A 26,946-nucleotide genomic window follows, 5' to 3' on the forward strand; every position below is an offset into this window, starting at 1 on the left:
ACCTCACTCGGAGTGACCGGCCCTTCCCTGACCTGGGCGTAACCGCGTGGCGGCTAGCGCTGGTGCTGCGAGTCCGCGACCGTGACCTCGACCCGCTGGAACTCCTTCAGCTCGCTGTAACCGGTCGTGGCCATCGCCCGCCGCAGCGCACCGAAGAAGTTCATCGAACCGTCCGGAGTGTGGGACGGCCCGGTCAGGACCTCCTCGATCGTGCCGACCGTGCCGAGGTCCACCTTCTTGCCGCGCGGCAGCTCCTCGTTCACCGCCTCCATGCCCCAGTGGTGGCCCCTGCCCGGCGCGTCGGTCGCGCGGGCGAGCGGGGAGCCCATCATCACAGCGTCCGCGCCGCAGGCGACCGCCTTGGGCAGGTCGCCGGACCAGCCGACGCCGCCGTCCGCGATCACGTGCACATACCGGCCGCCGGACTCGTCCATGTAGTCACGGCGGGCCGCCGCCACGTCCGCGACCGCCGTCGCCATCGGCACCCGGATGCCCAGGACATTGCGCGTGGTGTGCGCGGCGCCGCCGCCGAAGCCGACCAGGACGCCCGCCGCGCCGGTGCGCATCAGGTGCAGGGCCGCGGTGTACGTGGCACAGCCGCCGACGATCACCGGGACGTCGAGCTCGTAGATGAACTGCTTCAGGTTGAGCGGCTCGTGCGAACCGGAGACGTGCTCCGCCGAGACCGTCGTGCCGCGGATGACGAAGATGTCCACGCCCGCGTCGACGACCGCCTTGGAGAACTGGGCGGTGCGCTGCGGGGAGAGCGCGGCGGCCGTGACCACGCCCGCGTCGCGCACCTCCTTGATGCGCTGCCCGATCAGCTCTTCCTTGATGGGAGCGGCGTAGATCTCCTGGAGGCGGCGCGTGGCGGCCTCGGTGGGCAGCCCGGCGATCTCGTCGAGCAGCGGCTGCGGGTCCTCGTACCGCGTCCACAGGCCTTCGAGGTTCAGCACGCCGAGGCCGCCGAGCTCGCCGATGCGGATCGCGGTGGCCGGGGAGACGACCGAGTCCATGGGGGCGGCCAGGAAGGGCAGCTCGAAGCGGTAGGCGTCGATCTGCCAGGCGATCGAGACCTCCTTCGGGTCCCGCGTACGGCGGCTGGGGACGACGGCGATGTCGTCGAAGGCGTACGCCCTGCGCCCGCGCTTGCCGCGCCCGATCTCGATCTCAGTCACGTCTGTGGCCTTTCCCTGTTGCGTTCAGCGTCTTCCAGTATCGCCGACGGGTACGACAAGGGCGGTCCCGGTGCACCGGGACCGCCCTCGAAGGAGTCTGCCGACTACTTGCTGCGGCTGTAGTTCGGCGCCTCGACCGTCATCTGGATGTCGTGCGGGTGGCTCTCCTTGAGGCCGGCGGAGGTGATCCGCACGAACCGGCCCTTGGATTCCATCTCCTCGATGGTGGCGGCGCCCACATAGCCCATGGTCTGGCGCAGACCGCCGACGAGCTGGTGCAGCACGTTGGCCAGCGGACCGCGGTAGGGCACCTGGCCCTCGATGCCCTCGGGCACGAGCTTGTCGTCGGAGGCCACCTCGGCCTGGAAGTAGCGGTCCTTGGAGTACGACCTGCCCTGGCCACGGGACTGCATGGCACCCAGGGAGCCCATGCCGCGGTACGACTTGAACTGCTTGCCGTTGATGAACAGCAGCTCGCCCGGGGACTCCTCGCAGCCCGCCAGCAGCGAGCCCAGCATCACGGTGTCGGCGCCGGCGGCGAGCGCCTTGCCGATGTCACCGGAGTACTGCAGGCCGCCGTCGCCGATCAGCGGGATACCCGCGGGGCGCGCGGCCAGGGAGGCCTCGTAGATGGCGGTGACCTGCGGGACGCCGATGCCGGCGACCACGCGGGTGGTGCAGATGGAGCCTGGTCCGACGCCGACCTTGATGCCGTCCACACCGGCGTCGATCAGCGCCTGCGCGCCGTCGCGGGTGGCGACGTTGCCGCCGATCACGTCGACGTTCACGCTCGACTTGATCTTCGACATCCAGCTGAGGGCGTTGCTGTTGTGGCCGTGCGAGGTGTCGACGACCAGGAAGTCCACACCGGCCCCGGCGAGTGCCTGGGCGCGCTCCAGGGCCTCGGGGCTGGCGCCGACGGCGGCCCCGACGAGGAGTCGGCCCTCGGCGTCCTTGGCGGCGTTGGGGTACTTCTCGGCCTTGACGAAGTCCTTGACCGTGATGAGGCCCTTGAGGACGCCCGCCTCGTCGATCAGGGGAAGCTTCTCGATCTTGTGGCGGCGCAGCAGCTCCATCGCGTCGCTGCCGGAGATGCCGACATGGCCGGTGACCAGCGGCATCGGCGTCATGACCTCGCGCACCTGACGACCGCGCTCCGTCTCGAAGGCCATGTCGCGGTTGGTGACGATGCCGAGCAGCTTGCCGGCCGGGTCGGTGACCGGGACACCGCTGATGCGGAACTTGGCGCACAGGGCGTCGGCCTCGGCGAGGGTCGCCTCGGGGTGCACCGTGATCGGGTCGGTGACCATGCCGGACTCGGACCGCTTCACCAGGTCGACCTGGTTGACCTGGTCCTCGACGGACAGGTTGCGGTGCAGCACGCCGACGCCGCCCAGGCGGGCCATGGCGATCGCCATGCGGGACTCGGTCACCTTGTCCATGGCCGCCGAGAGCAGCGGGATGTTCACACGGACATTGCGGGAGATACGGGACGAGGTGTCGACCGCGTTGGGGAGCACCTCGGATGCACCCGGCAGCAGCAGCACGTCGTCGTAGGTCAGCCCGAGGGTTGCGAATTTACCGGGCACTCCGTCGACGTTGGCAGTCATGACACCTTCCCCAAATGGCCTTGATCGGTGCGGATGTCCATGCTAACGGGAAGCATGGAGCGCAAATTCCACGGTTGCGGCCGACCTCGGGCTTCGTATGTTCGTACGGAACCGGAGTGAGGCCTGTTCATTTGGGGGCGCACTCAAGGGAGCACTGACGGAGCACTACTGCTCGGCCAGCGCGCGCAACCTGCTCAGCGCCCTGTGCTGGGCCACCCGGACGGCGCCGGGTGACATTCCCAACATCTGACCCGTCTCTTCCGCGGTCAACCCCACCGCGATCCTCAGCAGCAAAAGCTCCCGCTGGTTCTCGGGCAGGTTGGCCAGCAGTTTCTTGGCCCACTCGGCGTCGCTGCTGAGCAGCGCCCGCTCCTCCGGGCCGAGGGAGTCGTCCGGGCGTTCCGGCATCTCGTCGGACGGGACCGCCGTGGAACCCGGGTGCCGCATCGCCGCCCGCTGCAGGTCCGCGACCTTGTGCGCGGCGATGGCGAAGACGAACGCCTCGAAGGGGCGGCCGGTGTCCTTGTAGCGCGGCAGCGCCAGGAGAACGGCGACGCAGACCTCCTGGGCGAGGTCCTCGACGAAGTGACGGGCGTCGCCAGGCAGACGGGACAGCCTGGTGCGGCAGTAGCGCAGGGCCAGGGGGTGGACGTGCGCGAGCAGATCGTGCGTGGCCTGCTCGTCCCCGTCCACGGCGCGATGGACGAGTGCTCCGATCGCCCCGTGGGCATAAGCCGCCTCGTCCTCACGCATCGGTCCATGGTGCCTTGCGGCCGTTTGGTCCGTGGCATCGTGTCCGACGTTGTGCACCGAAGCGTTATGAGCAGGTGCGGCAGAACTCATCCCCTGCGCCCTCCCCTTCCGCTCGACCGACTCGTCCCCGAGAGACTCCACATTCTCAAGGATGCGGCATCCGCGGCGAAACGAGCACCGGGCGCCGACAGGACCCCTTGACCGGCCTCGCAACCGCGCCCCCAAAGGGGCGCGGGCCGCGACATCATGCGGCTCCGCCGCGTGGGCGCGGCCAGCCACAAACGACCCGCACACAGCAACGGGCCGCAGGACCGAGTTCTCAGCGAACCAGACCCCACCGGAATCCGAGCGCCACGGCGTGCGCCCGGTCCGACGCACCGAGCTTCTTGAACAGCCGCCGGGCGTGCGTCTTCACGGTGTCCTCGGACAGGAACAGCTCCCGACCGATCTCCGCGTTGGAACGACCATGGCTCATACCCTCGAGCACCTGGATCTCACGCGCCGTGAGCGTCGGCGCCGCACCCATCTCGGCGGACCGCAGCCGCCGCGGGGCGAGCCGCCATGTGGGGTCGGCCAGCGCCTGCGTCACCGTGGCGCGCAACTCCGCGCGCGAGGCGTCCTTGTGCAGATAGCCGCGGGCACCGGCGGCGACGGCGAGCGCCACGCCGTCCAGGTCCTCGGCGACCGTGAGCATGATGATGCGCGCACCGGGGTCGGCGGACAGCAGCCGCCGCACGGTCTCGACGCCGCCCAGACCGGGCATGCGTACGTCCATCAGGATCAGGTCCGAGCGGTCGGCGCCCCAGCGGCGGAGGACTTCCTCGCCGTTGGCCGCCGTCGTCACGCGCTCGACGCCGGGCACGGTCGCGACCGCGCGGCGAAGCGCCTCTCGGGCAAGCGGGGAGTCGTCGCAGACGAGGACGGATGTCATGGCCGCCCTCCGCAGCTGATGCACGTCACCTTGAGCCTCCAGGCTGGTACGAAATCGTCACCTGTGCGGTCGACCGCCTCGGACGCGTGCCCGAGCGCTTGTTCCTTCAACCGCCTCCGCCCTCTCAACGACGGTCACTCGAAAGAGTTACGGGGGCATGTGCCGTCTTCGGCACTCTACGTGAGGGGGCGGACACGGGGCAGACATGCACGACGGACCCTCAATGTTTCATCACAACCCATGCCCCATTCAGCCCTTTTTCTTCCCGTTTCACGGCGTTTGGGGCTAGATTCGCAATGAGTCATATTTTCATCTTCTTAGATCGTAGATGTACGGTCGTAGACACCGTATCCGCCCAGAACGGCTACAAGGGGTCACGCAATGGCAGATTTCTCCCGCCTTCCCGGACCGAACGCGGACCTGTGGGACTGGCAGCTGCTGGCTGCATGTCGCGGGGTGGACAGTTCGCTCTTCTTTCACCCGGAGGGCGAGCGCGGTGCGGCTCGGAGCGCTCGAGAGAACTCGGCCAAGGAGGTCTGCATGAGGTGCCCGGTGCGCGCGCAGTGCGCGGCGCACGCGCTGGCGGTGCGGGAACCGTACGGCGTCTGGGGCGGCTTGACCGAGGACGAGCGCGAGGAGCTCATGGGGCGGGCGCGCAACCGGCTGGTGTCGGCCTCGACGACCGGCGGGGAGGCCGGCTCGCATCACTGAAGGAACGTTTCTCCACCTAAGGGCACGCGCATGCGTGCCCTTCTTCTCGTCGCTAGCGGGCGGCGGCCCGCGCCAGCTGTTCCAGCGTCGCCGCGACGGCCGGCACCTGCGCCAGGTCGGGCAGGGTGAGCGCGACGATCTCCCGCCGGACCGCCGGTTCCAGCGTCACCATGCGCGCCCCCCGCGGCCGTACGGACTCCACGGCGAGCTGGGGCAGGACGGCCACGCCCAGACCGGCGCCGACCAGGCCCACGACCGCGGGATAGTCGTCGGTGGCGAAGTCGATGCGGGGCGTGAAGCCGGCGCTCTCGCACACCTCGATCAACTGCCCCCGGCAGCGCGGGCATCCGGCGATCCAGGGCTCGGCCGCGAGCTCCCCGATGGCGACCGGTCCTGCGGACGCGGTGCGCGCGAGCCGGTGCCGTTCGGGTACGAGGCCCACGAGACGGTCCGTCAGCAGCGGGCGTACGACGAGGTCGTCCCACTCCCCTTCCTGGGCCGCGCCCTCGTAGCGGAAGGCGAGGGCCACGTCGCAGTCGCCCTCGCGCAACAGCTCGACGGACTTCGGCGGCTCGGCCTCCTCCAGGGAGACGCGGGTGCCGGGGTGCGCGGCGCGCAGGGCGGCGAGGGCGGTCGGGACGAGGGTGGAGCTGCCGCTGGGGAAGGAGACGAGCCGCACCCGGCCGGCCCGCAGCCCGGCGATGGCGGCGACCTCCTCCTCCGCGGCGGTGAGTCCCGCCAGGATCCCGGCGGCGTGCCGCACCAGCGCCTCGCCGGCCTGGGTCAGCCGCATCTCGCGTCCGGTGCGGATCAGCAGGGGCGTGCCGACGGAGGCCTCCAGGGCCTTCATCTGCTGGCTGACGGCGGGCTGGGTGCAGCCCAGTTCACGCCCCGCCGCGGAGAAGGAACCGGTGGCGGCGACGGCGCGCAGGACGCGGAGGTGACGGGCTTCGAGCACGAATCGAGCATAAGCGAACCTTGGAGTACGTGCCGAATAATGCGTCGACACTTTGGACCTACGTCGCCTACCGTGCCGTCATGAAGCTTCTGTCTGTGAATCTGGGCCGCGCGAAGGCGGTGCCGTACACGGATCACGCCGACGGCGTGACCGGCATCGACAAACAGCCGGCGGCGGGGCCGGTCCGGGTGGCGGCGCCCGGGCCGAAGGGCGTCGGGGGGAGCGGGCTGGCCGGGGACGCCGTGTGCGAGAAGCGGCACCACGGCGGCGACGACCAGGCCGTGTACGCGGTCGCGCGCGAGGACCTCGACGACTGGGAGCGCGAGCTGGGGCGGTCGCTGGCGAACGGCGTGTTCGGGGAGAACCTCACGACGTCCGGCCTGGACGTCTCCGGTGCGCTGATCGGCGAGCGCTGGCGGATCGGGCCCGAGGTGGTGCTGGAGGTGACGTGCGGCCGGATTCCCTGTCGTACCTTTCAGGGCCATCTGGGTGAGACGCAGTGGGTGAAGCGGTTCACGGCGAAGGCCGCGCCGGGCGCGTATCTCCGGGTGATCGAGCCGGGTGAGATAGGGGCGGGCGACGCGATGGAGATCATCCACCGCCCGGATCACGACGTGACGGTGGCGCTGCAGTTCCGGGCGGTCACGACGGAGCGGAAGCTGCTGCCGCGGCTGCTGGCGGCCGGTGCGGCGCTGCATCCGGAGTCGTTGGCGACGGCCCGGAAGTACGTGTCCCAGCACGGGGTCTGACCGCGGCTCACCTGCCGGGTGTTCGCCAGGGCTTCACCGACAGGGAGGCCCTGTGCAGAGAGCGGACGCGCAGACTCCGGGTCACTAACCTTGCGCCATGACAACGGCTCTCATCACGGGATCGACCGCGGGCATCGGCGCGGCCTTCGCACGGCGGCTGGCCGCCGACGGACACAACCTGGTGCTCGTGGCCCGGGACACCAAGCGGCTGCGGGAGCAGGCGACCGAACTGCACGACCGGCACGGCATCGAGGCGGAGGTCCTGACGGCCGACCTGGCCGAGGACACCGGCATCGAGACGGTCACCGCCCGCCTCGGCGACCGCAGGAACCCGGTCGACCTGCTGATCAACAACGCCGGCTTCGGCAACAAGGGCCGCTATCTCGACGTCTCCATGGCCGACGAGCTGAAGATGCTCAAGGTGCACTGCGAGGCCGTACTGCGCCTGACGTCGGCGGCGTCGGAGACGATGCGTGAGCGGGGGCGGGGCGGTGTCGTGAACGTCGCCTCCGTGGCGGCCTTCGTACCGCGCGGCACATACGGCGCCTCCAAGGCGTGGGTCGTGCAGTTCACGCAGGGAGCGGCACGGGATCTGGCCGGGAGCGGCGTGCGGCTGATGGCGCTGTGCCCCGGGTTCGTGCGGACCGAGTTCCACGAGCGGGCCGGGATGGGGACGGACAACATCCCGGGCTGGATGTGGCTGGACGCGGACAAGCTGGTGGCGGCGGCACTCCACGATCTGGCGAAGGGCAAGGCGGTGTCGATTCCGGACCCTCGCTACAAGGTCCTGCTGGGCGCGGCGAAGCTGGTGCCGCGGGGGGTGCTCGGGGGGATCAGCTCGCGGACGGGGCGGAAGTACGGGCCGCAGTAGGCGCGTTGGGGAGCGCCGGGCGCCCGGGCCCTCGCGGTGGGAAAATGGTGCTGTCCAGCCACCGAGCACGACCGGGAGGCCACGACGTCATGACCTTCGTACAGCTCATCGACTGCAGGACCAGCCGTTTCGACGACATGAACCGGCTGATGGACAGGTGGGTCGAGCAGACCAAGGGGAAGCGGACGGCGACGCACGACGTCATCGGGAAGGACCGGTCCGACGCGTCGCACTTCATCGAGATCGTGGAGTTTCCGTCGTACGACGAGGCCATGCGGAACTCCGATCTGCCCGAGACCGGCCGGATCTTCCAGGAGATGGTGGCGCTCTGTGACGAGCCGCCCACGTTCACCGATCTGGACGTGGTGCGCGACGAGCAGCTGAACGTCCTGGCCGCGCGGGCCTTCTTCGAGGCCATGGGCAGGATGGCGCCGGAGCGGATCGGCGAGCACCTCACGGACGACTATGTGGATCACGATCCGTCGTATCCGCGGCCGGTGCAGGGCGTCGACGGCATGCGCGAGGTGTATGCGGGGTGGCGGGGCGCCTTCGACTTCACCTTCCGGATCGACGACCAGATGGCCCAGGACGACCAGGTGTGCACCCGGTGGACGTTGGTCGCGCGGCACAAGGGCGACTTCCTGGGGATTCCGCCGACCGGGCAGGACGTGTCCATGCAGGGCATGACCTGGCAGCGGTTCCGGGACGGCAGGATCTGCGAGAGCCGCTGGCTCTACGACCGGGCGGGTCTCCTGGAACAACTGGGGGTACTCGGCGAGTGAAGCCCGCGAAGGGGAAGGCCCCGGTCCCGCGCGAGAGTGCGGGACCGGGGCCTTCTGCGTGCGTATGAGCCGCTGGGCTCAGCGCGCGTGAGCTGCTGGGCTCAGTGGGAGTGCCCGTGGCTGTGGCCACCGGCCGCCGGCTCCTCCTCTTCCTTCTTCTCGACGACCAGGGTCTCGGTCGTGAGAAGCAGGGAGGCGATGGAGGCGGCGTTCTCCAGGGCGGAGCGGGTGACCTTGACCGGGTCGATGACGCCGGCCTTGACCAGGTCGCCGTACTCGCCGGTCGCGGCGTTGAAGCCCTGGCCCTTGTCGAGCTCGGCGACCTTGGAGGTGATGACGTAGCCCTCGAGGCCGGCGTTCTCGGCGATCCAGCGCAGCGGCTCGACGGCGGCCTTGCGGACGACCGCGACACCGGTGGCCTCGTCGCCGGTCTTGCCGAGGTTGCCCTCGAGGACCTTCACGGCGTGGACCAGAGCGGAGCCACCACCGGAGACGATGCCCTCCTCGACCGCGGCGCGGGTCGCGGAGATGGCGTCCTCCAGACGGTGCTTCTTCTCCTTCAGCTCCACCTCGGTGGCGGCGCCGACCTTGATCACGCACACGCCGCCGGCCAGCTTCGCGAGGCGCTCCTGGAGCTTCTCGCGGTCCCAGTCGGAGTCGGTGTTCTCGATCTCGGCCTTGATCTGGGCGACGCGGCCCGTGACGTCCTCGGACTTGCCGGCGCCGTCGACGACCGTGGTGTCGTCCTTGGTGACGGTGATCCGGCGAGCGGAACCGAGCACCTCCAGGCCGACCTGGTCGAGCTTGAGGCCGACCTCCTCGGAGATGACCGTGGCGCCGGTGAGGACCGCCAGGTCCTGCAGCATCGCCTTGCGGCGGTCACCGAAGCCGGGGGCCTTGACGGCGACCGCGTTGAAGGTGCCGCGGATCTTGTTGACGACCAGGGTCGACAGGGCCTCGCCGTCGACGTCCTCGGCGATGATCAGCAGCGGCTTGGAGGCACCGGCCTGGATGACCTTCTCCAGCAGCGGCAGCAGGTCCGCGATGGAGGAGATCTTGCCCTGGTTGATGAGGATGTACGGGTCCTCGAGGACGGCCTCCATGCGCTCCTGGTCCGTCACGAAGTACGGCGACAGGTAGCCCTTGTCGAAGGCCATGCCCTCGGTGAAGTCCAGCTCCAGACCGAAGGTGTTGGACTCCTCGACGGTGATGACACCGTCCTTGCCGACCTTGTCCATCGCCTCGGCGATGAGCTCGCCGACCTGCGTGTCCTGGGCGGACAGACCCGCGACGGCGGCGATGTCGGACTTCTCGTCGATCGGGCGGGCGGTCGCGAGGAGCTCCTCGGAGACCGCGGCCACGGCCGCGTCGATGCCCTTCTTCAGCAGCGCCGGGGAAGCACCCGCGGCGACGTTCTTCAGGCCCTCGCGCACGAGCGCCTGGGCGAGCACGGTGGCGGTGGTCGTACCGTCACCCGCGATGTCGTTGGTCTTGGTCGCCACCTCCTTCACCAGCTGGGCACCGAGGTTCTCGTACGGGTCCTCGACCTCGACCTCACGGGCGATGGTGACGCCGTCGTTGGTGATGGTGGGCGCGCCGAACTTCTTGTCGATGACGACGTTGCGGCCCTTGGGGCCGATGGTCACCTTGACGGTGTCGGCCAGCTTGTTGACGCCGCGCTCGAGGGCGCGACGGGCGTCCTCGTCGAACTTCAGGATCTTCGCCATGGGAGCGGTTCAGCCCTCTCGGAAAACGTGGGTGAAACGAACTGCGCCCCGGACGCCCGGCTTCATAAGGTCGCGGGGGCCCGGGGCGCAGCTCACAAGCAGAAGTGCTTGAAGTGAATTACTTCTCGATGATCGCGAGCACGTCGCGAGCCGAGAGGACGAGGTACTCCTCGCCGTTGTACTTCACCTCGGTGCCGCCGTACTTGCTGTACAGCACGATGTCGCCGGTCTTGACGTCGAGCGGCAGGCGCTCGCCGTTCTCGAAGCGGCCCGGGCCCACGGCCAGGACGACGCCCTCCTGGGGCTTCTCCTTGGCGGTGTCCGGGATGACCAGGCCAGAGGCGGTGGTCTGCTCGGCGTCGAGCGGCTGGACCACAATGCGGTCCTCGAGCGGCTTGATGGCAACCTTGGAGCTGGTGGTCGTCACGATCCGACCTCCCCCTTCGGAGATCTCACGGGGTTAACTGTCTGAGGTGGCGACCAGGTGGATCCGTCGTCGCGGGTGCCGGACCTGCCCGTCGCGTAGTTGGCACTCTCCAGTGGGGAGTGCCAGACCCGAGACTATGACCGCGATTAGCACTCGGTCAAGCGGACTGCTAATTCGCTGCGCTGGCTGAGCCGCGTTCGGGTGACTGGCGCCGGCGGTGAGCGGCGCTGCCGGTGACCGGTGTTGCCGTGGCCGCCCGGGGGCTGCCGTCCCCAGACCCCCGCCATCGGCCTGAACGGCCTCGCCCTCAAACGCCGGACGGGCTGAATGTGCCTGGCCCGGCGCCGAAGGGATCCCCAGGCGCCGGGCCCTCAGATGTAGTCCTCCAACCGGCCCACCGTCAGCCCCCGCCCCTGGATCTCCCGGAGCAGCCTCGTCGTGCGCTCTCTCAGCGTCAGCCCGGCCGGCTCGCCCGAGGGGACCGACACGATGTCCCCGGCGCGCAGCCGGCGGGGACCGTGCGCGTACGTCAGTTCGCCGTCGCCCTCCATCGCCGCCCGCCACAGCACGACCGCCATCACCCCGCAGTGGGCCGCGGCACGGAGTGTGGTGGTGTCGTACGTGCCGTAGGGCGGGCGGAAGAGGCGGGGGCGGATGCCGAAGCGGGCGCGGAGCTTGTTCTGCTGGCCGCAGATCTCGGCACGCTGGCCGGCATACGGCAGACCGCTCAGGGCGGCGTGGTCGAGGGTGTGGTTCTGGATCGACGCGCCCACCGAGCGCAGGCGCGCGAAGTGGCCGTAGCCCGGGCCGACCACGCTGTCGGTGAGGAACATGCTGACGGGCAGCCGTAGTTCACGGACCATGTCGACGAAGCGCGGGTCCTTCTCGGCGCCGTCGTCGTAGGTGAGGAAGACGACCTTGTCGCGGGTGGGAGCGCGGTGCACGACGGGCAGCGGGTGGCCGCCGGGCGGTCCGAGCCGCAGCCGACGGTCGGGCGGGGGCGGTGGCGCGGCGAGTGGGGCGGTCAGGCCCCAGCGCCGGTACGGCTGTGCCGTCTGCGTCGGGCCGTCCGTCGGCCGTGAGCTGTGGGCCGCCCTGTCGCCCGGCTTCCCTCCGCCGGGGCCGGCCGGACCGGCCGACGGCGCACAGCCGGCGAGCATGACGGAAGCCAGGACCGCGACCGCCACGGCCCGCGGCCCCGGCGCCCGCCTCACAGGTAGTCCTCCAGCCTGGCCACCGCGTAGCCCTCGGCCGTCACCTTGTTCAGGAACCGGCGGATCATGTCGGGCATTGTGCCCTTCCAGTCCTCGCGGCCCCGGAAGTGAGTGAGGACGATGTCACCCGATCGGATCTTCTGGTCCCACTCGCGGTACTCCCAGTGGTCGACGAAGACCTCCTCGTTCCACAGCGGGACGTACTTGATGCCGCACGACTTCGCGGCGCGCAGGCTGTCCCTGTCGTAGTTCCCGAAGGGCGGGCGGAAGAGCAGCGCGGGCTTGCCGAAGCGCTCCTCGATGACCTCCTGCATGCCGCAGATCTCGTACTGCTGACGGCGGTAGGAGAGGGCGGGGAGGTAGGGGTGGTGGAGGGTGTGGTTGTTCAGGGTGACGCCACTGCGCTGCATCCGCTTGAAGTAGCCGTAGTCGTCCTTGATCACGTAGTCGCTGAGGAAGGCGGTGTACGGCACCTGCAGGTCGTCCATCATCCGCAGGAAGACGGGGTCCTTCTCGGCGCCGTCGTCGATGGTGAGGAAGACGACCCGCTGCTTGGTGGGGACGGTCGTGAAGACCGGCGGGAGGCCGAGCGCCTCGTGTCCGTCGACCTCGAAGCCCTCGCGGGTGGTGATCCTCGGCTTCGTGGCGGGTGGGGGCGGGGGCGTGAGCGGGATTCTCGACAGGCCCCAGCGTTTCGCGGCGGCGGCTCGGGCGGCGAGGGCGGACTGCGCCGACTTGAACTTCTTGGCGTGCGTGTCGGGGGTGTTCCCGGCGTGCGGGCCCGGGGTGGTGGCCGGGGGCGGCGCCTTGAGGGGCTGCCGGCTCGGGGTGGGATGTGCGGGCCCGGATGCGCCTGTGCCCGAGGGTGCACAGCCCGCGGCGATGGCGGCGGCGGCGAGCACGGCGACTGCGCCGCGGACGCGTGAACCTCCCGCTGCCCGGCCACGCCACCCCACGGCTGCCCCATTGGGGCTACTTTTGTCATTTTGTACTACTAGTCGCATGGTGCGGGATCTTCGCAGGCGCCCGGCCCGAAGCCGGGCCGACACCGCCGCCGGGAGACGGACCATCCACCGACTGGCCCACAGTGAGCGGCCGGTGCGCCCGCTGGCGGACAATGAGCCGGTGACCGACCTCGCCGCCTTCTTCTCCCTCCTCACCCCCGAGGGCCGCGCCCTCCTCGACGCCGTACGCGACACCGACCCCGCCGACGAACTCGCCGTCGCCACCCGGCTGCGCCGCGAGCACCCCGCCGAGCTGGTGTCGGCGGCGCTCGGACAGGCCCGGCTGCGGCAGCGGGCGGCGGCGAAATTCGGGGCGGCGGACGCGGGGCGGATGTTCTTCACACCGAACGGCGTCGAGCAGTCGACGCGGGCGAGTGTCGCGGCGTACCGGGCCGACCGGATGAAGGAGCTGGGGGTGGGCTCGGTCGCCGACCTGTGCTGCGGGATCGGGGGCGACGCGATCGCGTTGGCGCGGGCCGGGATACGGGTGCTCGCGGTGGACCGCGATCCGGTGACGGCGGCCGCGGCGCGCGAGAATGCGGAGGCCCTGGGCCTCACCGGCCTGGTCGAGGTGCGCGAGGCGGATGTCACCGAGGTGGACGTCGCCGGCTACGACGCCGTGTTCGTCGACCCCGCCCGACGGGGCGGCCGCGGGAGGATCTTCGATCCCGAGGCCTACTCGCCACCGCTGTCCTGGGCCGTCGAGACCGCCCGCAAGGCGCCCCGAGCCGCGCTGAAGATCGCACCCGGAATCCCGCACGAGGCGATCCCGGCGGAGGCCGAGGCGGAGTGGATCTCGGACGGCGGCGACGTGAAGGAAGCCGTGCTGTGGTTCGGGACCGAGCCCGGGGCCGTGCGGGCCACCCTGCTGCCCGGGCCGCGCTCGCTGCTCTCCCGACGCCTCCCCGACCCCGGAGTCCGGCCGGTGGGGCGGTACTTGTACGAGCCGGACGGCGCCGCCATCCGCGCCCACCTGGTCGCCGAGGTGGCCCAGCAGCTGGACGGCGGACTGATCGACGCGACCATCGCGTACGTCACGGCGGACGAGCTGCGGCCGACGCCGTACGCCACGGCGTACGAGATCACCGACCAACTCCCCTTCAACGCCAAGAAGTTGAAGGCCATGCTGCGGGAGCGCGAGGTCGGCATCCTGACCGTGAAGAAGCGCGGGTCGGCCGTCGAGCCGGAGGAGCTGCGCAAGAAGGTCAAGCCTCAGGGGCCGAACGCGGCGACCGTGTTCCTGACCCGGGTGGCGGGGGCGCCGACGATGCTGGTCGGGCGGCCCGCGTAGTCAGGCCCCGTCGGCAGCCGCCCGCTTGAGCCGTCAGCGCCGCCCCAGGGCACGCGGGCGCCCTGCGCCGACGGGGTGCGCTGCATCATCTCCGGGCTCGGGCCGTCGGCGGGGGCAGTGGACTCCTTGTTCCCGGCCTCTCACCCCTGCGTCGAACGGGAGACCCCGGGATCGACTCGCTCCCCGGATTTCTTCGAAGATTTTTCTCGTCACCGCAACGACTCCCACAGCTCCCCCGCCTCCGGCTCCTGAGCCACCACCCGGTTGGGGTCCGACGGCGCGGGCACCACCGGCATCGTCACGGTCCGCACGGTGTCCGACGCCAGCCCCTGCAGGCTCTGCCCCAGGCCCGTCAGCTCACCAAGTGAGTCCAGGCCCGTGTCGGTCGTCAGGCTGCCCGTCACCGCGTCGGCGACCCGGTAGAGGCGGGCCGGGTCGGTGAGGAGGTCGGTGGCGGAGATCTGGTCCAGCAAGGCCGTCACCAGCTTCTGTTGCAGGCCTATGCGGCCGAGGTCGCTGCCGTCGCCTATGCCGTGCCGGGTGCGGGCGAGGGCCAACGCCCGGGTGCCGTCCAGGTGATGCGTGCCAGCCTCGAGGATCAGGTGGCTGTCCTCGTCGTCGATGTCCTCGTCCGTCGTGACGGTGACGCCGCCCAGCGCGTCGACCAGCTTCGCGAAGCCCGAGAAGTCGATCTCGATGTAGTGGTCCATGCGGACGTTCGTGAGCGACTCGACGGTCTTGACCGCGCAGACGGGGCCGCCGAGCGCGTACGCGCTGTTGAACATCGTGCCGTACGCCACCTCCGTCGAACCGCCCGACGGCAGCGGGCAGGACGGGCGGGTGACCAGGGTGTCGCGCGGGATGCTGACGACGGTCGCCCCGGTGCGGCCGGCGTCTATGTGCACCACCATCGCCGTGTCCGAGCGGGCGCCGGTGCTGCTGCCGCCGCCCAGCTTCCGGTTCTCCTCGCCGGTGCGCGAGTCGGAACCCAGGACGAGGATGTTCAGGGATCCGGTGGGCAGCGCGGAGGCGGAGGCCGACGGGACCGGTGTGGACCGGCCGCTCAGGGGGCGGTCGTCGCCGAGGGCGCTGTCGATGTCGACGCTCTTGATGTTGTGGTTCAGGTGCCAGTAGGCCCAACCCACGGCAGCCGCGCCCAGCGCCAGGGCGCCCGCGAAGACGAGTCCGGCCGCCTTCAGCGCCGTCGCCCGCCGGCCCGCCCGTCCGCCGAAGTCCCCGTCCGCTGCACGCCCGTTCGCCCCAAGTCCCGTCACAGCCAGGAACGTACGTCCGAATTATTACGGGCAGGAGCGGCAGAGCGCCTTTTCTTCGGAAATTCTCAGACTTCCAGGAGCCCCGTCGAGGCGCTTCCGAAAGTTTCGGTCGAACAACCGACTGACTTCGACGCGGGGTGGGGCTAAGCCGCCGGCGGCTCCCCCGTGCTGCTGCGCACCACCAGGCTCGTCGCCAGCTCCACCCGCGTCGCCGCCGGCGCCCCCTCCTCGCGCGCGAGGTCGAGGACCAGCTTCGCCGCCGCCTCCGCCATCTCCGTGAGCGGCTGCCGTACGGTCGTCAGCGGCGGCCCCACCCAGCGTGCGATCGGCAGATCGTCGAAGCCGACCACGCTGAGGTCCTCCGGAATCCGCAGCCCCAGCTCCCGCGCGGCCTCGTACAGCCCGAGGGCCTGGAGGTCGTTGCCGGCGAACACGGCGGTCGGCCGGTCCGGGCGGCGCAGCAGCTCCAGGCCCTGCCGGTAGCCGGTCTCGTGGTGGAAGTCGCCGGGCCGGATCAGATCCGGCTCGACCGGGAGCCCGGCCGTCTCCAGGGCGGCGCGGTAGCCGTCGATGCGGGCACGGCTGCACATCATGCGGGACGGCCCGGTGATCGCGCCGATCCTGCGGTGCCCGAGCTCGACCAGATGCCGGGTGGCGGCAAGTCCGCCCTGCCAGTTGGTCGCCCCGATGGACGGCACGTCCGCGCCCGGGTCGCCCGCCGGGTCCATCACCACGAACGGGATCGAACGGCTGGTCAGCAGGGCGCGCTGGGACTCGTCGAGCCCGGACAGCACGAGGATCACGCCGTGCGGGCGCCGGGCGGCGACCTGGTCGGCCCATGTCCTGCCCGGGGTCAGCCGCCCGGCGCTCTCGCTCAGAACGACACTCAGTCCCGCATCGCGGGCGACGTTCTCCACGCCCCGGATGACCTCCATCGCCCACGCGCTCTCCAGCTCGTGGAAGACCAGGTCGATCAGGGGCGAGCGGCTGGCCTCGGCCCGCCGCCGGCGGTAGCCGTGGGCGCGCAGGAGTTCCTCGACGCGGGTGCGGGTGGCCGGGGCGACGTCGGCGCGTCCGTTGAGGACCTTCGAAACTGTCGGTGCGGAGACGCCGGCCTCGCGGGCGATCTCGGCGAGCGTCGCGGTCTGCGTGGACCGGCCGGTCGACGGTGGTGTCGTCCGGGTTTCACGCGTTGTGGTCCGGGTTTCGGCGGGCTCCGAGGGTGTCATGGCGGCGATCGTATCCCTGCGCGACCACTTGACGAACCCTTCTCACCGCGCCTAGGTTCCCGGAACATTCGAGGCGAACAACGAAACATTCGCGCGAGGCTCATGAGAGAACCTCCCAGCCGCCGCCCGGCCAGGAGTTCCATGACCACCGCCCGGACAGGAGTTTCATGACCACCGCCCCCTGGCGCGACCCCGCCCTGCCCGCCGCAACCCGCGTCGACGACCTTCTCTCCCGGATGACCCTGGAGGAGAAGACCGCCCAGCTGTACGGCGTGTGGGTGGGCGCCGCCACGGACGGCGAGGCTCGGACCGAGGGAGTCGCCCCGCACCAGCACGACATGACCGCCGACTACGACTGGGCCGACCTGATCACCCACGGCCTCGGCCAGCTCACCCGCTCCTTCGGCACCGCCCCCGTGGACCCGGCGCCGGCCGCGCAGGCACTGGCCCGCGCCCAGCGCCGTATCGCCGAGGCGGGCCGCTTCGGCATCCCGGCGGTGGCCCACGAGGAGTGCCTCGCGGGCTTCACGGCCTGGCAGGCCACGGCCTACCCCGTACCGCTCGCCTGGGGAGCCACCTTCGATCCCCCGCTCATCGAGGAGATGGCCACCCGCATCGGCCAGGACCTGCGCTCGGCCGGCGTCCACCAGGGGCTGGCACCCGTCCTGGACGTCGTACGCGATCCGCGCTGGGGCCGCGTCGAGGAGACCATCGGCGAGGACCCGTACCTGACCGGCACGATCGGCACGGCCTACGTCCGGGGCCTGGAGTCGGCCGGCGTGATCGCGACGCTCAAGCACTTCGCCGGGTACGCGTCCTCGGCGGGGGCCCGCAACCTCGCACCCGTACGGGCGGGCATCCGCGAGTTCGCGGACGTGACACTCCCGCCCTTCGAGATGGCGCTGCGCGAGGGCGGCGCGCGGTCGGTGATGGCGGCCTACAACGAGACGGACGGGGTGCCGGCGTCGGCGGACCCGGCCTTGCTGACCGAACTGCTCCGCGAGCAATGGGGTTTCACGGGCACGGTGGTCGCCGACTACTTCGGCATCGGTTTCCTGGAGACGTTGCACCGGGTGGCGGGCAGTGCGGCGGAGGCGGCGCACGCGGCGCTGGCAGCGGGCATCGACGTGGAACTGCCCACCGTGAAGTGCTACGGGAAACCCCTTCTGGAGGCCGTCCGGTCGGGCGGGATCCCGGAGGAACTGGTGGACCGGGCGGCCCGTCGCGTCCTGCTCCAGAAGTGCGAGTTGGGCCTGCTGGACGAGGACTGGACGCCGGAGCCGACGTCGGCGCGCCTGGAGCTGGACTCACCGGGGAACCGCGCCCTGGCCCGGCGCGTGGCCGAGGAGTCGGTGGTACTCCTGGACAACCCGGACGGCGCTCTTCCCCTCTCCCCCGACGCCCGTATCGCGGTCGTGGGCCCTCGCGCGGCCGACGCGCTGGCGATGCTGGGCTGCTACTCCTTCCCGTCCCACGTCCTCACGCACCACCCCGAGGTGCCGATGGGCATCGAGATCCCGACCGTCCTTGCGGCCCTGCGCGCCGAACTCCCCGCCGCCAAAGTGACGTTCGCGCAGGGGTGCGGGGTCTCCGACCCGGACACGGCGGGCTTCGAGGAGGCGGTGGCGCGGGCGTCGGAGGCGGACGTCTGCCTGGCGGTGCTGGGCGACCGGGCCGGCCTGTTCGGGCGGGGCACGTCCGGCGAGGGCTGCGATGCGACGGACCTGCGACTGCCGGGGGCGCAGGGCGGGCTGCTGGACGCGCTGGTGGCGACGGGCGTCCCGGTGGTGCTGGTCCTGCTGACGGGCCGCCCTTATGCGCTGGGGCGTTGGCAGGGGCGGCTGGCGGCGGTCGTCCAGGCGTTCTTCCCCGGGGAGGAGGGCGGGCCGGCGGTGGCGGGGGTGCTGTCGGGGCGGGTGAATCCGTCGGGACGGTTGCCGGTGAGCGTGCCGCGGGTGCCGGGCGGGCAGCCGTGGACCTACCTCCAGCCGCCGTTGGGGCTGGCGGGAGAGGTGAGCAATCTGGATCCGACGCCGCTGTACGCGTTCGGGCACGGGGGGTCGTACACGTCGTTCACATGGGGCGACTTGACGGGCGGGGACGACGTGGCGGAGATCGGCACGGACGGTTCCCACGAGGTGTCGGTGACGGTCCGCAACACCGGCGACCGGGCGGGCGCGGAGGTGGTCCAGCTGTATCTGCACGATCCGGTGGCGTCGGTGACTCGGCCGGATGTGCGGCTGATCGGCTACCAGCGCGTCGAGCTGGGGGTGGGTGAGGCGAGCCGGGTGACCTTCCGCTTCCACGCGGACCTGTCGTCCTTCACGGACCGTTCGGGGCGCCGGATCGTCGAACCGGGGGTTCTGGAACTGCGGTTGGCCGCGTCGAGCGCGGACGTACGGCATACGGCGCGAGTACACCTGACCGGGCCTGTACGGGAGCCCGGGGCGGGGCGGCGGCTGCGGTGCGAGGCGGAGGTGTCGGGACCGGGGTGACGCGGGCGCGGCGCCGGACCCCCGCCGGACTCACACCGGGCCGGGCAAGGTGTCCACCGACTCGAACCGCCACCGGTGCACCGCCCGGGTCACCAACTCCCCATCCGGTTCAGGCAGTTCGGGAAGCTCCGCGTCGTACGCCGCGTCCCACCACGTGATGACGAGCACTCGATCGTCCTCCGCCCGAAAGACCTCCCGGCGCAGCGGCCGTACAACCCACTCCTGCGCACGGGCCCACGCGAGCAGTTCCTCGCCCCGCCCCGCAACCGCTCGCGCCTCCCACATCAGGGCGACCGTCACGAGTACAGGTTCTCCTTGCTGACCTCGTGCACATGGTCGTGAGAGTGGCCGGTGCCCGGCACATGAGGGTCCGTCACCGGCAGAGAGGAGTCCGCCGACAGGTCCCAGCTGGACGCCGGCCGGTTTCGGGCCACCATCTCCGCACCCAGGGCCGCCACCATCGCCCCGTTGTCCGTGCACAGCTTCGGCCGGGGCACCCGCAGCCGGAGGCCGGCCCGCTCGCAGCGCTCCTGGGCGAGGGCCCGCAGGCGGGAGTTGGCCGCGACGCCGCCGCCGATCATCAGGTGGTCGACGCCCTCGTCCTTGCAGGCGCGGACGGCCTTGCGGGTCAGCACGTCGACGACCGCCTCCTGGAAGGAGGCCGCGACGTCGCGCACCGGCACCTCCTCGCCCGCCGCCCGCTTGGCCTCGATCCAGCGGGCCACCGCCGTCTTGAGGCCGGAGAAGGAGAAGTCGTACGCCGCATCGCGCGGCCCGGTCAGACCGCGCGGGAACGCGATCGCCTCCGGGTCGCCCTCGCGCGCGTACCGGTCGATGACCGGGCCGCCCGGGAAGCCCAGGTTCAGCACACGGGCGATCTTGTCGAAGGCCTCACCCGCCGCGTCGTCGATCGTGGCGCCCATCGGGCGGACGTCGGAGGTGATGTCCGACGACAGCAGGAGCGACGAATGGCCGCCGCTCACCAGCAGCGCCATCGTCGGCTCCGGCAGCGCCCCGTGCTCCAGCTGGTCCACGCAGATGTGGGAGGCGAGGTGGTTGACGCCGTAGAGCGGCTTGCCCAGCGCGTAGGCGTACGCCTTCGCCGCCGATACGCCGACCAGCAGCGCGCCCGCCAGGCCCGGACCGGCCGTCACCGCAATGCCGTCCAGGTCACGGGCGCTCACGCCCGCCTCCTTCAACGCGCGGTCGATGGTCGGGACCATCGCCTCCAGGTGCGCCCGGGAGGCGACCTCCGGCACGACGCCGCCGAAGCGGGCGTGCTCGTCGACGCTGGAGGCGATGGCGTCGGCGAGCAGGGTGGTACCGCGGACGATGCCGACGCCGGTCTCGTCGCAGGAGGTCTCGATGCCGAGTACTAGGGGTTCGTCCCGCGAGTCAGCCATTGATCTCGGTTCCTTGTACGGAGTTTGCAGGGTCGGTCAGTTTCATCACCAGGGCGTCCACGTTCCCCGGCTGGTAGTAGCCGCGCCTGAAGCCGATGGCCTCGAAGCCGTAGCGCTCGTAGAGCTTCTGCGCGCGGACGTTGTCCACGCGGCACTCCAGCATCACTTCGGCGCACTCGAAGTCGCTCGCGGCCCGCAGCAGTTCCGTGAGGAGACGGCCGCCGAGCCCCGTCCCCCAGTGGTCGCGGGCGACGGCGATGGTCTGGACGTCGGCCAGTTCTCCGGCGGAGGCGAGACCGGCGTATCCGACGAGCCGTTCGCCGTTCTCGGCGACGACGTAACGCCGTGTCGCCCCGGGCCCGCGCGAGTGGGCCAGCTCGGACCAGAACATGCCCCGGGACCAGGCGTCCTCGGGGAACAGCTCCTTCTCCAGGCCCAGTACGGCGTCGATGTCCCACCAGCGCATCTCGCGCATCGCGGAGCCGGCGGCAGCGGCGGGAGTTGGCGTCACGGGTTCGGTCACTTGGGGGTGACCACCTTGTAGTTCTTGGGGACCTGGGCGTCGGGCCGGCGCAGGTACAGCGGCCGGGGAGCGGGAAGTTCCTCGCCCGCCGCCAGCCTCTCGGCGGCCAGCGCCGCGAGGGCCGCCGCCGACACATGCTCGGGCTCGTGGGTGCTGGGGAACGTGTCGGGGTACAGCAGCGCGCCCGCACCGACGGCGGGCAGCCCGGCGACCTGGTCGGCGATGTCGGCGGGACGGTCCACGGCCGGGTCGGTCAGCCGCGTGCGGGAGTCGGCGTACCGCGCCCAGTAGACCTCCTTGCGCCGGGCGTCCGTCGCGACGACGAAGGGGCCCTTCTCGATGTCGGCGGCGTACGCGAGGCCGTCCAGCGTGCACACACCGTGCACGGGGACGCCGAGGACGAGCCCGAAGGTGTCGGCGGTCATCAGGCCGACGCGCAGCCCGGTGTACGGGCCGGGTCCGATGCCTACGACGACACCGGTGACGGCGTCGAGCTTCACACCGGCCTCGGCGAGGACCCGGTCGACGGCCGGCAGCAGCAGCTCACCGTGTCGGCGCGCGTCCACCTGGCTCGACGAGGCGATGACGTCCGTACCGTCGTGCAGCGCGACGGTGATGGCGGGGGTGGCGGTATCCAGAGCGAGCAAGAGCACGCAAACAGCCTACGGCGCCCGCGCCCCGGGAAGCGCCGTCCCGGTCGGCCGCTTGACGACTGCTACGGTCGGGATCGATCACCGGGTACGAAGCGAACGCTGAGGTGGCGAGTGGCAGGCAGCAGCTCCTCAATCGTGGCGGGGCTGACCGCGGCTGCCCTCACGACCGTCGGCTTCCTCGCCTTCCAGGCCTACTCGAACGTCCCGGCCGACCTGGGCAGACCGGTCGCCGACAGCATGCCCGGGGTGAGTACCTCCAAGGCGCCGCGCGACGGGAAGGACCCCCGGGCGCTGCCCGCCGGATCCGGTGCGGGGCAACGGGTCGTGTACTCCGTGGACGACGACCGGGTGTGGCTGGTCGACGCGGCGGAGAAGGTCAAGCGCACGTTCCGCGTGACCCCCGGATCGGTCGACCCGGCTCCGGGCACCTACACCGTCACCTCCCGCTCCAACGCGGTCACCGGCACCGACGGCCTCCCCGTGCAGCACGTCGTCCGCTTCGCCAGCGTGGACGACGTCACGATCGGCTTCAGCACCCTCGTCGACAGCCCGACACCGCAGCCCGCCCCGACGCTGAAGACGGGCGGCATCCGCGAGTCCCGGGCCGACGGCAACGCGATGTGGGACTTCGCGACGATCGGCCGAACGGTTGTCGTGATCCGCTAGCCCCGCCCGTAGCCGTGATCGGCTAAGCGGCGTCGCGGTGCCCGTGCCCGGCCCGCTCGCGGGCCGTCTCCGGGTCGGGGAGACGCGGCGGGGTGGAGATCACGTTCGCAGCGGCACCGGCCGCCAGCAGATCGCGCATGGACACCCCGGCGACCGGCACGGACGGCCATGGCCGCGCCTCGCTCTGCGCCTTGTTCTCGGATGCCGACATGGACGCCTCCTGGGGCCGGGGGCGGACGTGGTTAGGTAGACCTAACCACGGACTGGATACCATGTGACCACGCACAAGACCGCAAACGCAATATCTTGCCGACGTCTTGTCGGAATGTTCATCAGGCCCGAGCGGCCCCGGTCCCACTGAGGCCCACGGCACGCTCAGACCCGCGGCACGCTCAGGCCGACAGCACGCTCAGATCCACCTGAGCCCAGCGCTCGCCCAGCCCCGTCACCGTGACGTGCCGTACCTCGTCCGTCGTGTCGCCGACGGCCCGGTGGATCACGAGCTGCAGCCGTTCGTCGGTCAGCTCCTCGACCTTGCCCTCGCCCCACTCCACGACGATCACCGACTCGGGCAGTGAGACGTCGAGGTCGAGGTCCTGCATGTCGTCCAGGCCGCCGGACAGCCGGTAGGCGTCGACGTGGACGAGCGGCGGGCCCTCGCCGAGGGAGGGATGGACGCGGGCGATCACGAAGGTCGGGGACGTGACCGCGCCCCTGACCCCCAGCCCCTCGCCGAGCCCCCGGGTCAGCGTCGTCTTGCCTGCGCCGAGCTCCCCGCTGAGCATCACGAGATCACCGGCGCGCAGCAGTTTGGCGAGCCGCCGTCCCAGCTCCCGCATCTGCTCGGGAGAAGTGACGGTCAGGTCGAGGTCACCCGCGTTGTGCGGTGCTGCTGGTGCTTCCATAGCCACTTACGGTAGCCCCTGCGGGCACGGCACCCGCGCGGGTGAGCAGGTCGGCCATACGGTCGGTGACCACTTCCGGGTGCTCCAGCATCACCAGGTGCCCGGCGTCCGGCACGAGGACCAGTTCGGCGTCCGGCAGCAGGTCGGCGATCGCCTCGCTGTGCTCGCTGGGCGTGACGAGGTCGCCCACGCCGGCCAGGACCAGCACCGGCATCTCCGTGAAGAGCCCGAGCGCCTCGGTCTTGTCGTGGTCGGCGAAAGCCGGGTAGAACTCCGCGACCACGTCGATCGGCGTCCCCTCGATCATCCGCTCGGCGAACCGGGCGACGGCCGGGTCGACGTCCCTGGACGAGAACGAGTACCGCTTGATGATCCCGGCGAACAGTTCGGCCGTGGCGCGGCGCCCCTTCTCCACCAGCTCGGCCCGCTGCCCCAGCGCCTTGAGCACGCCCGGCAGGATCCGGCGGACCGCATTCACTCCGGCGACGGGCAACCCGAAGTTGACCTCGCCGAGCCGCCCGGAGGACGTGCCCACGAAGGCGGTGGCGACGACCCGGTCCCGGATCAGCTCCGGGAACTGGTCGGCCAGCGCCATGACCGTCATCCCGCCCATGGAGTGTCCGACCAGCACGAGCGGCCCCTCGGGCGCGGCCGCGTCGATGACGGCCTTGAGGTCGCGCCCCAGCTGCTCGATGTCGACGTGCTTGCCCTCCTCCGTCTGGGCGACGCCGCGCCCGGACCGGCCGTGGCTGCGCTGGTCCCAGTGCACGGTGCGCACGACGCCCCTGAGCGCGGCGCGCTGGAAGTGCCAGGAGTCCTGGCTGAGGCAGTAGCCATGGCTGAAGACGACGGTGACGGGGGCGGGTGCCTTGCGCCCGAAGAGCCGTCGCCGGCGCGGGGTGAGGGCGGGTGCGGCCTCGGGGTCGACGTCGTCGACCTCGTAGTACAGCTCGGTGCCGTCGTCGGCGTACGCCTTGCCGGGCATGCCGCGCAGCGAGCCGTACGGTCCCGCCGAGTCGAGGGCGAGCCGTGCCTTCTGGCGCATGCCGCGGCCCACGGTCATCCGCTCTATGGCGACGCCGGCGGCAGCGCCGGCCGCGATCACGCCTATCGCGGCGCCGGCGAACCCGGTCGCCCTGCGCCAGTTCGCGGCCGCCCCCGTGGCGGAGGCGACGGCCGCGACGGCCTCCGCGCTGCTCTCGCTCACGTACCGCTCCTCTTCGCTGGGTCGTGCCCCGTGTGTCGTTGTGACGTGGGTGCCGAGTGTTGCGGGTGTACCGCTACGGGTTACCCGCCTCGTTCCTCATTCACATAACCGCATTCGGATGGACGCATCACATTGCCCGCGTCACATAGCCGCATCACGAAGACGCATCACATGGACGCATTCCTATAGACGCGTGGAACGCGCGTTCCGATCCGCGTGACGATTTCGTAGGCGATGGTCCCCGCGGCCTGCGCCCAGTCCTCGGCGGTGGGTTCACCGCGGTCACCGGGCCCGAACAGCACTGCTTGCGCGCCCGCCGTCGGCTCGTCCCCACCCAGGTCGACGACGAACTGGTCCATCGCGATCCGCCCCGCCACCGTCCGCCACTTGCCGCCGACCAGGACGGGCCCGGCGCCGGAGGCGTGCCGCGGGATGCCGTCGGCGTAGCCGAGGGGGACGAGGCCGAGGGTGGTCTCGCCCGGGGTGACGTAGTGATGGCCGTAGCTGACGCCGTGACCGCCCGGGACGTGTTTCACCAGTGCGAGGGACGCCGAGAGGGTCATCACGGGCCGCAGCCCGAAGTCGGCGGGGCTGCCCAGCTCGGGGCTGGGCGAGATGCCGTAGGTGGCGATCCCGGTCCGCACCAGGTCGAAGTGGCTCTCGGGGAGGGTGAGCGTGGCGGGCGAGTTGGCGATGTGCCGCACCTCGGGCCGCGCGCCCTGTGCTTCCGCGTACGCCACCATCTCGCGGAAGAGGGCGAGCTGGGCGGCGATGGACGGATGCCCGGGCTCGTCGGCGCAGGCGAAGTGCGACCAGAGCCCGGTGATCCGGATCAGCCCGTCGGCCTCGGCCCGCAGGGCCTCTCGCACCAGCTCGGTCCAGTCGTCACCGGGCTGGCAGCCGCCCCGTCCGAGCCCGGTGTCGGCCTTGAGCTGCACGCGCGCGGGTGCGCCGGCCTGCCGGGCGGCGGCGGTGACCTCGCGCAGGGCCCACATCCCGCTGACGGAGACGTCCAGGTCGGCCTCGATGGCCTCGCGCCAGGGGCCGCCCGGTGTCCACAGCCAGCACATCATCCGTACGCCGGTCACCCCGGCGGCCCGCAGCACGAGGGCCTCCTCGGGCGTGGCCGTGCCCAGCCAGCCGGCGCCCGCCGCCACGGCCTCGCGGGCGCACCGTACGGCCCCGTGGCCGTATGCGTCCGACTTCACGACGGCCATCAGGGCCGCGCCCGGCGCGTGGGCGCGCAGGGCTTGCACGTTGGCCCGCAGGGCGGCCAGATCGATCTCGGCGCGGGCGCGCAGGGGGGCGGTCCGCAGGGCTGCTGTTTCTGTCATGGCGCCCCCAGTGTCTCAGAGGGGTACGACAACGCCGCCGAGCCGGGACCCGCGCCCCTGGCCACTTGTCCCGCGCCGGCGGGCTACGCCTCCTGCCGGTGCCCCCACACGTACACCTGGTCGTTGTTCTTCAGCACCCTCCACAGCTTCCTGGCCTCGTCCAGGCGCAGATTGACGCAGCCCATGGAGCCGACGGCGGTGAAGATGTTGCCGTAGACGCCGTGGAAGGCCTGGCCGCCGCTGAAGAACTGGGAGTAGGGCATGGGGCTGTTGTAGAGGCTCGACACGTGGTTCTTGTGCCGCCAGTAGATGCGGTGCGCCCCGACCCGCGTCTCGTACCCCTTGCGCCCGCTCCTGACGGGCACGGGCCCGAACACGACCTTCTTGCCCTTCTGCACCCAGGCCAGCTGCCGGTCGAGGTCGACACAGGCGATCCGGTACGTCCGTACCGGGCACTTCTTGGCGGCATTGGGGTTCTTGCGGGCGGCGACCAGCTGCATGGTGGCCCACGTCACGGGTCCGGCGAACCCGATGGCGGGCTTGATCTTGTTCTTGATCTGGAAGGCGCGGATGGCCCGGCAGTCGGCGGGCGACTGCTCCCCGTCCACCTCCCGCTTCAGCCACCGCTCGACCTGCCGCTGATGCGGTCCCGTCTCCTGGCTGCACTTCACGCCCTCGAGGGCGTCCATCGGAGGGATGTACTCCACGAGGTCGTTCGTCTCGTCGGGCGCGTCCTTCGGCTCGACGGCGTTCTCCTCGGGGGTGGGCGTGTACACCTCCGGGGGCAGTGCCTGGTCGGGCGTGTCGGTCGGCCAGAGCTGGAGCAGGTGGGGTACGCCCGGCACGAGTTCGGCCTCCGGCCCGGAGGCCGGGGGTTCGGGGTCGGCCGAGGCGCTGCCGACGGGCAGCAGGGTGGCGCCGGCGAGCAACACAGCGATGCTCCGGCTTGCGATACGTCCGCTGATCATGCGCTCAGAGAAGCGTGAGGGCCTGCCCGGCGGGAGGCGCCGCGCGGCTGGGTCACCCTAACGAGGCGCGGGAGGCCGGGCTT

The 26,946-nt window shown here is 71.2% G+C and carries 27 protein-coding genes; 7 read left to right on the plus strand and 20 right to left on the minus strand.

Annotated features, from left to right (window positions below; translation table 11 throughout):
• Window positions 1-53 precede the first annotated feature (53 nt).
• The 4 genes from OHT51_RS17310 to OHT51_RS17325 form a co-directional block, all read right to left on the minus strand.
• Entirely contained in the window at window positions 54-1,178 is a 1,125-nt protein-coding gene (locus OHT51_RS17310; RefSeq protein ID WP_328879858.1) for a GuaB3 family IMP dehydrogenase-related protein, read from the minus strand.
• A 104-nt stretch (window positions 1,179-1,282) separates the two neighbouring features.
• Window positions 1,283-2,788 (minus strand): IMP dehydrogenase, encoded by a 1,506-nt coding sequence (gene guaB / locus OHT51_RS17315; protein WP_328879859.1) that lies wholly within the window; start codon window positions 2,786-2,788, stop codon window positions 1,283-1,285.
• 165 nt (window positions 2,789-2,953) lie between these two features.
• Complete coding sequence (locus OHT51_RS17320) at window positions 2,954-3,541, minus strand: sigma-70 family RNA polymerase sigma factor (RefSeq protein WP_328879860.1); 588 nt, start codon at window positions 3,539-3,541, stop codon at window positions 2,954-2,956.
• Between the two features lie 319 nt (window positions 3,542-3,860).
• Window positions 3,861-4,472 (minus strand): response regulator transcription factor, encoded by a 612-nt coding sequence (locus OHT51_RS17325; protein WP_003948568.1) that lies wholly within the window; start codon window positions 4,470-4,472, stop codon window positions 3,861-3,863.
• A gap of 381 nt (window positions 4,473-4,853) precedes the next feature.
• Between OHT51_RS17325 and OHT51_RS17330 the strand changes: the two genes are divergently transcribed.
• Window positions 4,854-5,183: a WhiB family transcriptional regulator gene (locus OHT51_RS17330; RefSeq protein ID WP_328879861.1), complete on the plus strand. Its 330-nt coding sequence runs from the start codon at window positions 4,854-4,856 to the stop codon at window positions 5,181-5,183.
• A 52-nt stretch (window positions 5,184-5,235) separates the two neighbouring features.
• Here OHT51_RS17330 and OHT51_RS17335 read toward each other — a convergent pair whose 3' ends face one another.
• On the minus strand, window positions 5,236-6,141 hold the full coding sequence (locus OHT51_RS17335; RefSeq protein ID WP_328879862.1) for a LysR family transcriptional regulator: 906 nt from the start codon (window positions 6,139-6,141) through the stop codon (window positions 5,236-5,238).
• Window positions 6,142-6,221: 80 nt separating this feature from the next.
• Between OHT51_RS17335 and OHT51_RS17340 the strand changes: the two genes are divergently transcribed.
• The 3 genes from OHT51_RS17340 (at window position 6,222) to OHT51_RS17350 (ending at window position 8,543) form a co-directional block, all read left to right on the plus strand.
• Entirely contained in the window at window positions 6,222-6,890 is a 669-nt protein-coding gene (locus OHT51_RS17340) for an MOSC domain-containing protein (protein ID WP_328879863.1), read from the plus strand.
• 97 nt (window positions 6,891-6,987) lie between these two features.
• Window positions 6,988-7,761 (plus strand): SDR family NAD(P)-dependent oxidoreductase, encoded by a 774-nt coding sequence (locus OHT51_RS17345; protein ID WP_328879864.1) that lies wholly within the window; start codon window positions 6,988-6,990, stop codon window positions 7,759-7,761.
• 89 nt (window positions 7,762-7,850) lie between these two features.
• Complete coding sequence (locus tag OHT51_RS17350) at window positions 7,851-8,543, plus strand: ester cyclase (protein ID WP_328879865.1); 693 nt, start codon at window positions 7,851-7,853, stop codon at window positions 8,541-8,543.
• Window positions 8,544-8,644: 101 nt separating this feature from the next.
• On the opposite strand, the gene groL is transcribed toward OHT51_RS17350, so the two are convergent.
• From groL to OHT51_RS17370, 4 genes are all read right to left on the minus strand, one after another.
• The gene (groL, locus tag OHT51_RS17355; protein ID WP_328879866.1) at window positions 8,645-10,270 is read right to left on the minus strand and encodes a chaperonin GroEL; all 1,626 of its coding nucleotides are present in this window, start codon (window positions 10,268-10,270) and stop codon (window positions 8,645-8,647) included.
• A 118-nt stretch (window positions 10,271-10,388) separates the two neighbouring features.
• Entirely contained in the window at window positions 10,389-10,697 is a 309-nt protein-coding gene (gene groES, locus OHT51_RS17360; protein WP_003998759.1) for a co-chaperone GroES, read from the minus strand.
• 371 nt (window positions 10,698-11,068) lie between these two features.
• Window positions 11,069-11,857: a polysaccharide deacetylase family protein gene (locus OHT51_RS17365; protein WP_328884354.1), complete on the minus strand. Its 789-nt coding sequence runs from the start codon at window positions 11,855-11,857 to the stop codon at window positions 11,069-11,071.
• 50 nt (window positions 11,858-11,907) lie between these two features.
• A complete protein-coding gene (locus OHT51_RS17370) occupies window positions 11,908-12,915 on the minus strand; it encodes a polysaccharide deacetylase family protein (RefSeq protein WP_328879867.1) in 1,008 nt (335 codons plus the stop codon).
• A 121-nt stretch (window positions 12,916-13,036) separates the two neighbouring features.
• Between OHT51_RS17370 and OHT51_RS17375 the strand changes: the two genes are divergently transcribed.
• Complete coding sequence (locus OHT51_RS17375) at window positions 13,037-14,206, plus strand: THUMP-like domain-containing protein (RefSeq protein ID WP_328879868.1); 1,170 nt, start codon at window positions 13,037-13,039, stop codon at window positions 14,204-14,206.
• A gap of 209 nt (window positions 14,207-14,415) precedes the next feature.
• Here OHT51_RS17375 and OHT51_RS17380 read toward each other — a convergent pair whose 3' ends face one another.
• Together OHT51_RS17380 and OHT51_RS17385 are read right to left on the minus strand one after the other, a co-directional pair.
• Window positions 14,416-15,486 carry an LCP family protein gene (locus OHT51_RS17380; RefSeq protein WP_443052716.1) on the minus strand — a complete coding sequence of 357 codons (1,071 nt, stop codon included), beginning with the start codon at window positions 15,484-15,486 and terminating at the stop codon, window positions 14,416-14,418.
• A gap of 137 nt (window positions 15,487-15,623) precedes the next feature.
• On the minus strand, window positions 15,624-16,709 hold the full coding sequence (locus tag OHT51_RS17385) for a LacI family DNA-binding transcriptional regulator (protein WP_328879870.1): 1,086 nt from the start codon (window positions 16,707-16,709) through the stop codon (window positions 15,624-15,626).
• 167 nt (window positions 16,710-16,876) lie between these two features.
• Between OHT51_RS17385 and OHT51_RS17390 the strand changes: the two genes are divergently transcribed.
• Window positions 16,877-19,204 carry a glycoside hydrolase family 3 N-terminal domain-containing protein gene (locus OHT51_RS17390; protein ID WP_328879871.1) on the plus strand — a complete coding sequence of 776 codons (2,328 nt, stop codon included), beginning with the start codon at window positions 16,877-16,879 and terminating at the stop codon, window positions 19,202-19,204.
• Between the two features lie 30 nt (window positions 19,205-19,234).
• Here the strand turns inward: OHT51_RS17390 and OHT51_RS17395 are convergent, their stop codons facing one another.
• From OHT51_RS17395 to tsaB, 4 genes are read right to left on the minus strand one after another with little or no spacing between them, the layout of a single operon-like run.
• Complete coding sequence (locus OHT51_RS17395) at window positions 19,235-19,504, minus strand: hypothetical protein (protein WP_328879872.1); 270 nt, start codon at window positions 19,502-19,504, stop codon at window positions 19,235-19,237.
• A complete protein-coding gene (gene tsaD / locus OHT51_RS17400; RefSeq protein ID WP_328879873.1) occupies window positions 19,501-20,607 on the minus strand; it encodes a tRNA (adenosine(37)-N6)-threonylcarbamoyltransferase complex transferase subunit TsaD in 1,107 nt (368 codons plus the stop codon). The genes OHT51_RS17395 and tsaD overlap by 4 nt, the downstream gene beginning before the upstream one ends.
• On the minus strand, window positions 20,600-21,130 hold the full coding sequence (gene rimI, locus OHT51_RS17405) for a ribosomal protein S18-alanine N-acetyltransferase (protein ID WP_384187058.1): 531 nt from the start codon (window positions 21,128-21,130) through the stop codon (window positions 20,600-20,602). The genes tsaD and rimI overlap by 8 nt, the downstream gene beginning before the upstream one ends.
• Window positions 21,127-21,783, minus strand: coding sequence for a tRNA (adenosine(37)-N6)-threonylcarbamoyltransferase complex dimerization subunit type 1 TsaB (tsaB, locus tag OHT51_RS17410; RefSeq protein ID WP_328879874.1), 657 nt, complete (start codon window positions 21,781-21,783; stop codon window positions 21,127-21,129). Before tsaB ends, rimI begins: the two co-directional genes overlap by 4 nt.
• 111 nt (window positions 21,784-21,894) lie before the next feature.
• Between tsaB and OHT51_RS17415 the strand changes: the two genes are divergently transcribed.
• A complete protein-coding gene (locus tag OHT51_RS17415; protein ID WP_328879875.1) occupies window positions 21,895-22,449 on the plus strand; it encodes a hypothetical protein in 555 nt (184 codons plus the stop codon).
• A 22-nt stretch (window positions 22,450-22,471) separates the two neighbouring features.
• On the opposite strand, the gene OHT51_RS17420 is transcribed toward OHT51_RS17415, so the two are convergent.
• From OHT51_RS17420 to OHT51_RS17440, 5 genes are all read right to left on the minus strand, one after another.
• Window positions 22,472-22,660 (minus strand): hypothetical protein, encoded by a 189-nt coding sequence (locus OHT51_RS17420; protein WP_328879876.1) that lies wholly within the window; start codon window positions 22,658-22,660, stop codon window positions 22,472-22,474.
• Between the two features lie 181 nt (window positions 22,661-22,841).
• The gene (gene tsaE, locus OHT51_RS17425; RefSeq protein ID WP_328879877.1) at window positions 22,842-23,354 is read right to left on the minus strand and encodes a tRNA (adenosine(37)-N6)-threonylcarbamoyltransferase complex ATPase subunit type 1 TsaE; all 513 of its coding nucleotides are present in this window, start codon (window positions 23,352-23,354) and stop codon (window positions 22,842-22,844) included.
• On the minus strand, window positions 23,320-24,561 hold the full coding sequence (locus OHT51_RS17430) for an alpha/beta fold hydrolase (RefSeq protein WP_328879878.1): 1,242 nt from the start codon (window positions 24,559-24,561) through the stop codon (window positions 23,320-23,322). The genes tsaE and OHT51_RS17430 overlap by 35 nt, the downstream gene beginning before the upstream one ends.
• Before the next feature lie 167 nt (window positions 24,562-24,728).
• The gene (gene alr / locus OHT51_RS17435; protein ID WP_328879879.1) at window positions 24,729-25,895 is read right to left on the minus strand and encodes an alanine racemase; all 1,167 of its coding nucleotides are present in this window, start codon (window positions 25,893-25,895) and stop codon (window positions 24,729-24,731) included.
• A gap of 83 nt (window positions 25,896-25,978) precedes the next feature.
• On the minus strand, window positions 25,979-26,863 hold the full coding sequence (locus OHT51_RS17440) for a L,D-transpeptidase family protein (protein ID WP_328879880.1): 885 nt from the start codon (window positions 26,861-26,863) through the stop codon (window positions 25,979-25,981).
• Window positions 26,864-26,946 lie beyond the last annotated feature (83 nt).

The sequence above is a fragment of the Streptomyces sp. NBC_00299 genome (assembly GCF_036173045.1).
GTDB classification, from domain to species: domain Bacteria; phylum Actinomycetota; class Actinomycetes; order Streptomycetales; family Streptomycetaceae; genus Streptomyces; species Streptomyces machairae.

Bases quoted from the DNA above. Each gene is read 5' to 3' on its own strand.
- guaB (WP_328879859.1), bottom strand. From the start codon at position 2,788: ATGACTGCCAACGTCGACGGAGTGCCCGGTAAATTCGCAACCCTCGGG.
- OHT51_RS17320 (WP_328879860.1), bottom strand. From the start codon at position 3,541: ATGCGTGAGGACGAGGCGGCTTATGCCCACGGGGCGATCGGAGCACTC.
- OHT51_RS17325 (WP_003948568.1), bottom strand. From the start codon at position 4,472: ATGACATCCGTCCTCGTCTGCGACGACTCCCCGCTTGCCCGAGAGGCG.
- OHT51_RS17330 (WP_328879861.1), top strand. From the start codon at position 4,854: ATGGCAGATTTCTCCCGCCTTCCCGGACCGAACGCGGACCTGTGGGAC.
- OHT51_RS17340 (WP_328879863.1), top strand. From the start codon at position 6,222: ATGAAGCTTCTGTCTGTGAATCTGGGCCGCGCGAAGGCGGTGCCGTAC.
- OHT51_RS17345 (WP_328879864.1), top strand. From the start codon at position 6,988: ATGACAACGGCTCTCATCACGGGATCGACCGCGGGCATCGGCGCGGCC.
- OHT51_RS17350 (WP_328879865.1), top strand. From the start codon at position 7,851: ATGACCTTCGTACAGCTCATCGACTGCAGGACCAGCCGTTTCGACGAC.
- groL (WP_328879866.1), bottom strand. From the start codon at position 10,270: ATGGCGAAGATCCTGAAGTTCGACGAGGACGCCCGTCGCGCCCTCGAG.
- OHT51_RS17365 (WP_328884354.1), bottom strand. From the start codon at position 11,857: ATGCTCGCCGGCTGTGCGCCGTCGGCCGGTCCGGCCGGCCCCGGCGGA.
- OHT51_RS17370 (WP_328879867.1), bottom strand. From the start codon at position 12,915: ATGCGACTAGTAGTACAAAATGACAAAAGTAGCCCCAATGGGGCAGCC.
- OHT51_RS17385 (WP_328879870.1), bottom strand. From the start codon at position 16,709: ATGACACCCTCGGAGCCCGCCGAAACCCGGACCACAACGCGTGAAACC.
- OHT51_RS17390 (WP_328879871.1), top strand. From the start codon at position 16,877: ATGACCACCGCCCCCTGGCGCGACCCCGCCCTGCCCGCCGCAACCCGC.
- tsaD (WP_328879873.1), bottom strand. From the start codon at position 20,607: ATGGCTGACTCGCGGGACGAACCCCTAGTACTCGGCATCGAGACCTCC.
- OHT51_RS17420 (WP_328879876.1), bottom strand. From the start codon at position 22,660: ATGTCGGCATCCGAGAACAAGGCGCAGAGCGAGGCGCGGCCATGGCCG.
- tsaE (WP_328879877.1), bottom strand. From the start codon at position 23,354: ATGGAAGCACCAGCAGCACCGCACAACGCGGGTGACCTCGACCTGACC.
- alr (WP_328879879.1), bottom strand. From the start codon at position 25,895: ATGACAGAAACAGCAGCCCTGCGGACCGCCCCCCTGCGCGCCCGCGCC.
- OHT51_RS17440 (WP_328879880.1), bottom strand. From the start codon at position 26,863: ATGATCAGCGGACGTATCGCAAGCCGGAGCATCGCTGTGTTGCTCGCC.